Source organism: Achromobacter ruhlandii (genome assembly GCF_002082135.1).
GTDB classification, from domain to species: domain Bacteria; phylum Pseudomonadota; class Gammaproteobacteria; order Burkholderiales; family Burkholderiaceae_B; genus Achromobacter; species Achromobacter ruhlandii.
On record NZ_CP017433.1, the window covers coordinates 3,139,758 to 3,146,183 of the forward strand.

General features: G+C 71.3%; 5 protein-coding genes and 1 pseudogene. 3 read left to right on the plus strand and 3 right to left on the minus strand.

What is annotated here, in order from left to right; genetic code table 11:
• Positions 1-4: 4 nt before the first annotated feature.
• Complete coding sequence (locus tag AruCF_RS14115; RefSeq protein WP_049073636.1) at positions 5-1,567, minus strand: sensor domain-containing diguanylate cyclase; 1,563 nt, start codon at positions 1,565-1,567, stop codon at positions 5-7.
• A 136-nt stretch (positions 1,568-1,703) separates the two neighbouring features.
• On the minus strand, positions 1,704-2,822 hold the full coding sequence (locus tag AruCF_RS14120) for a tyrosine-type recombinase/integrase (protein ID WP_235432652.1): 1,119 nt from the start codon (positions 2,820-2,822) through the stop codon (positions 1,704-1,706).
• Positions 2,823-3,008: 186 nt separating this feature from the next.
• Here AruCF_RS14120 and AruCF_RS14125 point away from each other — a divergent pair, with 186 nt between their 5' ends.
• The gene (locus AruCF_RS14125; RefSeq protein ID WP_049073638.1) at positions 3,009-3,803 is read left to right on the plus strand and encodes a DUF899 domain-containing protein; all 795 of its coding nucleotides are present in this window, start codon (positions 3,009-3,011) and stop codon (positions 3,801-3,803) included.
• A gap of 328 nt (positions 3,804-4,131) precedes the next feature.
• Here AruCF_RS14125 and AruCF_RS29175 read toward each other — a convergent pair whose 3' ends face one another.
• The gene (locus AruCF_RS29175) at positions 4,132-5,556 is read right to left on the minus strand and encodes a hypothetical protein (RefSeq protein ID WP_082878713.1); all 1,425 of its coding nucleotides are present in this window, start codon (positions 5,554-5,556) and stop codon (positions 4,132-4,134) included.
• 25 nt (positions 5,557-5,581) lie between these two features.
• Here AruCF_RS29175 and AruCF_RS29180 point away from each other — a divergent pair, with 25 nt between their 5' ends.
• Positions 5,582-5,806 (plus strand): hypothetical protein, encoded by a 225-nt coding sequence (locus AruCF_RS29180; protein WP_144419129.1) that lies wholly within the window; start codon positions 5,582-5,584, stop codon positions 5,804-5,806.
• A 98-nt stretch (positions 5,807-5,904) separates the two neighbouring features.
• Positions 5,905-6,426 (plus strand): annotated as a pseudogene (locus tag AruCF_RS29510) (hypothetical protein); the annotation flags it as partial.

Consider the following 6,426-nt stretch of genomic DNA (forward strand, 5'->3'; position numbering starts at 1 on the left):
GCCGCTACGAAGCGGCGTGCAGCACCACCCGGTTGCGGCCCTGCTGCTTGGCGCTGTAGAGCGCGGCGTCGGCGGCGTGGAATGCCTGCGTCACGTCCGGTCCACAGGTCGGCCACTGCGCCACGCCGGCCGACACGGTGACGCCGCCCACCCGGTCGATGTCGCGATCGGCGATGCGCTGACGCAGCCGCTCGGCCACGATCACCGCCTCGTTCGGCCCCACCTCGGGCAACAGAATCAGGAACTCCTCGCCGCCGTTGCGGCACAGGATGTCGCCGGGACGCGAGCCGTCGCGCATCAGCTGGGCCACGCCCTGGATCACTTGGTCGCCCACGGTGTGGCCATAGGTGTCATTGACGCGCTTGAAGTGATCGATGTCCAGCGCCACCACCGAGAACGCCGTGCCGCTGGTCTGCAGATGATCCACCGCATCCTGGGTGCCGCGTCGGTTGCGCAGTCCGGTGAGGGGATCCGTGATGCTGGCCAGGTTGAGCTTGCCGATCTTGTCCTGCAGGCTGGTAAAGCTCCAGATCACCGCGCGCTTGAGGCGTTCAGCCTCGAAATACCAGGCCCTGACGGATTTGACGCGCTGCATCGCCACCGCCACGTCGTGGTGTTCGACGTTGGTGGCCAGTTGCGACAGCGGCAGCGAAATCTGCCGCGCGCACCACCAGATCGCCAGCAGGAACACCACGGCCAGCGGCGCGGCATAGCCGAGCAGCGCCCACAGCAGGCCGTCAAGCGGGGTGAGCGTCACGGCGGTGGGGCGCTGGGCCACCACGCCCCAGCCGCTGCTGGGCACCGGGGCATAGCCGGCCAGCATGTCCACGCCGCGCGAATTGACCAGGCGCCGGGCGCCGGCCTGGCCCTCGACCACCGCGTCGATCACCGGGTTGCCCGTCACCACCTCGCCGATCCGGTCCGGGTCGGCGTGATAGATCAGCCGTCCGTCTCCATCCACCACGTACAGATAGGAACCGTCGGTATAGGGATGACGCCCCAGCATGTCCTCCAGCGGGCTCGCCTTGCGCAGATGCAGGCTGCCGGCCACATAGCCCAGGAACCGGCCATCGGCGGCGATGATCGGATAGGACAGGTTGATCATCAGGTTGCCCGCGATCGATACGTAGGGCTTGCTGATTTCCGGATGACGCGACCGCAGCGCGACGCGACTGCCCGGGGTATCGACCCGGGTGCCCAGGAAAGTGCGGAAGTTCTGCGTGGTGGCCAGGATGAGGCCGTCGGCGCCCACCACGCCGACGGAATTGAAGCTGTCGCTCTGCTCCTGCACCCGCAGCACTTCGGCCGCCAGCACGGCCGGCGCGTCCATGTTGCCGGCGATGTGGCGCGCGCTGTAGCCCAGCTGACGCTGCGCCGCCTTGAGAAAATCGCCGGCGCTTTCGGCAAGCTTGGCCGCGTAGACGCGATTGGCTTCCAAGGTGTTGGCGATGAGTTGTTCGCGCTGCAGCCGGTAGCTGGCATACAGGGCATTGGCGGTGGCGGCAACGGCACTGAACACCGTGAGCGCGAGCACCAGGCCGCGCAGATTGATTCGCAGGGAAGACACAGCAGGCTTGGACCTCGGGGCACGCGCGGCGCGCCCTGGCGCCGGCAGCCGCCATTGTATTCAAGTGCGCGTCAGAGCCGAAACGGGGCGTGCCCGCCCGCGGTCCCCGGCGGATCGGCCGGCGCGCGAGGCCGGTTCAGGCGTCCGGCGGCGTCTCTTCGCCGTTCTCCAGCAATCGCGCCGCGCGCGACTGCGTGGCGGCGCCGGCGCGGTGATAGCCCATCACGGTGGCGACACTGGCATGTCCCGTCATGGCCATGGTTTCCGCCAGTGGCACGTTCTGGCGCCCGGCCTCGGTGACGAAGCCCGACCGCAGGCTGTGGGCCGAAAACGGTTCGGCCAGCCCCGCCAGCCGGCTGCGCTTGACCACAATGTCGCGCACCGCGGCGGCGGCCAGCGGTTCGCCCACCACGCCGCCGCGCCGCACCCGGCGGAACAGCGGGCCCTCGCTGATCCCGGCCGCCGCCAGCCAGGCGTCGAGCGCGGCCGCGGCGGCGCCGACGATGGGCTTGATATTGTCGGCGTGCGCCGCGCCGCCCTGGTTGGTCTTGGAATGCGCCAGCGCATAGAGATAGCCTTGCGGCGTGCGCAGCGTATTGGCCGTGGTGGCGCGCACCACCTCCGAGCGCCGCCGCCCGCCGCTGGCCCAGGCAAACAGCAGCAGGGCGCGGTCGCGCAAGCCTTCGAGCGAGTCATCGCAGGTGTCCAGCAGCGCCTGCAACGGCGCGCGGGTCAGCGCCGGCTTTTTCGCGGGCAGCTCGCCGCGCCGGGCATAGGCGCGCCGGGCGCGCGACAGCAGCGTCGCCACCTGCTCGTGGCGGCAGGGGTTGATCAGTTCCTGCAGGGCGTGCGCCTTGGACAGCACCGCCACCCGGTGCAGCACGGTATTCAAGGACAGCGGCCCGGGCCGCGCCTTGACGCCCTGCGCCACCAGTTGTTGGTCGATCGGCTCCGGCAGGCCGTGATGCAGGCCGTCGGCGCCCTGGACCCGCAGATGGTCAACCACGAATTGCATCACCGCGGGCGCCGCGACCGGCAGCGTCAGCGGCTGGCCGAAACGCAGGGCATACCAGGCCGCCCAGTAGCGCATGGCGGTGCGGTAGGCGGCTTCGGTATTGGCCGAACTGCCTTCGCGCAACAGGGCGCGCACCGCGGCCTCGGTCGCCGCGTCCAGCGACGACGGGTCCAGCGGCGCGACCGGCCGCGCTGGCACGGCGGGCAGCGCGGCAGCGGAGGGCGGGGCGGAAGGGCGCATGCGAAGGCCGGGCAAAAACCGCATTGTGCCCGATCCCGCCCACGGCGCGCCGAGGCGGGGTCGTCCGCAATCGCGCCAGCATTGTTACTCCCCGCCCCAGGCCGCGCGACCGCACTATGTCACCCAGACCAACGCGTCGCATGCCGCGGACCGCATGCGCATCCCCCCTTTACCGAGGAGCCCATCATGGCGACACACGAGATCGCGACCCGCGATGAATGGCTGACGGCCCGCCGCCAGCTGCTGGAGGCGGAAAAGCGCCTGACGCGCAGCAGCGACGAGGTGGCGCGGCAACGCCAGGCGCTGCCCTGGGTCCGCCTGGACAAGTCGTACCGTTTCGACACCGGTGGCGGCGCCGCCACCCTGGCGGATCTGTTCCAGGGACGCTCGCAGCTGCTGATCTATCACTTCATGTTCGGTCCGGATTATCAGGCCGGCTGCCCGTCCTGCTCGTCGATCGCCGATGGCTTCAACGGCATCGTCACGCACCTGGCCCATCACGATGTCATGTTGTGGGCGGTATCGCGCGCGCCGCTGGCAACGCTGCAGGCCTACCAGCGGCGGATGGGATGGACGTTTCCCTGGGCCTCGTCGGCGGACAGCGATTTCAACTTCGATTTCCACGCCTCGTTCACCCCGGCGCAGCAGCAGGCCGGCGCGGAGTACAACTTCCGCCGCGACGACCCGGCGATGAAAATGGCGACGGCCGCGGCGCCGCCGGCCGAATTCGTGAGCTGGGCCGGCACCACCGGCACCGACCTGCCCACCTACCTGCGTGAACGGGAAGGCCTGAGCGCGTTCGTGCTGGAGGACGGCGTGGTCTACCACACGTATTCCACCTATTCGCGCGGCACCGACGCGATCTGGGGCATGTATGCCTGGCTCGACCGCGCGCCCCGGGGCCGCAACGAAAGCGGATTGTGGCTGCGCCGGCGCGACGAATACGGCGATGTGGCGGCGGCCGGAAGCGGCCGGCCATGAGCGGCGCCGCGAGCCGGGCGGCGACCGGTGCTGGCGGCCGTGCCGCCGCCCGTGTCCGGGCACGCATCGCCGCCGTCGCGGACGGCCTCTGCCTGGCCGCCACGCCAATCTTCGCGCTGATGGCACTGTGGGGCACCGTGCGCGGCGCCGGCGCCATCCCGGGGCTGTGTGGCGGGGAGGGCGCCGCCTGGCTCGACCGCATGCCCGTCATGTACGCGCTGATGAGCGTTCTGCATGCCACGCCCTGGTTGCGGCGCATCGCAGGTCATCGTGGCGCGGCACGCCGGCCGCCGCGAGACGCTATGCCGGGTTCTCGCCCCGGGCGCGCTCAAGCTGACGCGCCCGCTGGCCTGGACAGGCGCGCCACGGTCGCCACCAGGTCGTCCGGATGCACCATCAAGGATCGCGCCAACTGACGCGTGGCGGCCAGATTCAGCGCCGGCCGCCAACGGGCATCGTGCCACAACGCCTGCCAGAGCGGCGCCAGATCGTCCGGGTCCACCGGCCGGCCTTCGCTCAAGGCGGCGGCATAGGCCAGGCAGGAGGGCGCGGACAGCAACTGTGTCCGGCTGGCCGCGTGCAGCCCGGCATGCGGGGCATCGGCAGGCGCGTCGCTGCAGTACAGCACCCGCTCGGCCAGCGCCGCTTCCGTGACCGGCAATGCCGCCAGCGATGCCCCCCGCACCTGGACCCTGCCTTGCTGGGTGGAGAACGCATATGCCTGATCCGGCCGCGCGCTCGCCAGCAGGCGCAGCCCGCGCAGCAAACGCGGCAGGTCGGTGGTGGCCGCCTCGACCGAGGCCTTGGCTTCGATCACCAGGCAGATATCCCAAAGCGCCGCCGGATCGGCGGGCGTCGCCGTGGCGCCTGCCTGCGCGCGGACCGCCGTCGCCTGCGCCGGGTCGACGCGCCTGAGCAGCACCGCGTCCCATTCGGACTTGGCCCGATCCGCCTCGGCCGCCAGGCCGGCTGGCACGCGTAGCGAAGTCACGACACGATAGCGCGGGGCATCGCCCGCCGTGGCGGCTGCCTCCAATCGGTCCAGGTAAGCCGCGACGGCCTCCAGCGCGCGCGCCGCCAACGTTTCCACCATGACGCCGCGTTGCCGGGCGAGCCGGGCCTGGGCGCTGGCCTCGTCGCTGCCGGCGCGCGGGCCGAGTTGGGCGCGCAGCGATCGATAGCGGCTTACCTGCGGATCGCGCGCCAGGGTTTCGATCCGGCACAATCGGGCCAAGGCCGGATCGGCGTCCAGGGCGCGCAAGGCCGAAGCCAGGTCGTCAATGATGGCCACCTCTGCCAGCAGCGGCAGGTTCCGCGCCAGTTCGGTCACCCGCCACCAGTCCGCCGCCCTGGCCGCCGCGTGCAATTGCGCGAGCTGGGTGCTCGCATCGCCGGGCGCCAGGCGCGCGGGCTTGCCGGGATGCGCCCATGCGTCAACCACGGCCCGGACTCTGCGCCGGTCGGCCGCCGCCCCGCCATCGAGAGCCAGGTACTCGCGCACCACGGGAAGGCGATAGGCCAGCACCGCGGCCTGGAACGCCGGGTCTGCGTCCCGCGGGCTCAGGGCCTCGCGGATGAGCCCGTCGAGCGAGACGACGAAGGCATCGCGCAGCGACGGGTCCGGTTCCTGGCCGGCCGCCAGCGTGGCTTGCAGGCGGCCGATGACTTGCGCCAATGACGCCGCGTGGCCAGCCGCCACGTCGGCGGCGGCGTCGCCTGCCACGCGATAGCGGCGCGGCACGGCGTCCAGCACGGCATGAAGCGGACAAGGAGAGGGCATGAGCGACCTGATGCGGGATGCGGTGGAGTGTGCCGCCGGAGCGCAGGATTATGGCACCGTCGGCTTGAACCCGCGCGCCTCGGGCCAGGCGTTGTTCCCCTGCAAGGACCGCAAATGCGGCGGCAACGCCTGGACAGGCGCGCGCCGCCGGCCATGGGGAAATCCACAACTGCAACATTTCGCCAGGGTTGCCGCCCAGCTTTTACAATCGGCATCGATTTGATGACCTTGGCGCCGGTGCCCCGGCGCGCTGTCAGGCGCACATCCTCCAACGTGGCGGCCGCGGATCGATCCGCCGCATGCCCCCAACGCTCGCGCAATATGAAGAACAACGCCATCCATCGACTGGTATTGCCGATCGCCATCCTTTCCACCACGGCGCCATTGCCCGCGCTCGCCGCCCCCGGCGACATCGCCACCGCCGGCGGCCAGGGCGGTACCGGCGCCAACGCCAGCTACGGCAATGGCGGCGGCGGCGGGGCGGGAGGACTGGCGAGCGGCGGCGGTGGCGGCGGCGGCGGCCAGGGCGGCGTCCTGCCGACCACGCCCGTCGATGGCGGCGGCGGCGGCGCCGGTGCGACGCCGTCGACTGCTGCCGGCGCGGGCGCCAATGGCGGCAACTCCGGCTCCGCCGCCGGCGGAATAGGGGGCTTCTTGTACGGTAACGACCTGACTTCGGGCGGGAGCGGCGGCGGCGGCGCCGCGTCCGTGGGCGGCCCGGGCGGTCGGGGAGGGAACAGCCGTACGCCGAACCTTGGTGGCAATCTGAATGGCAGTGCCAGCACCGTATTGTCCAGCAGTGTGTCTGGCGAGGCAGGCGAGGCCGGCGAGGAGCAAGGCTTC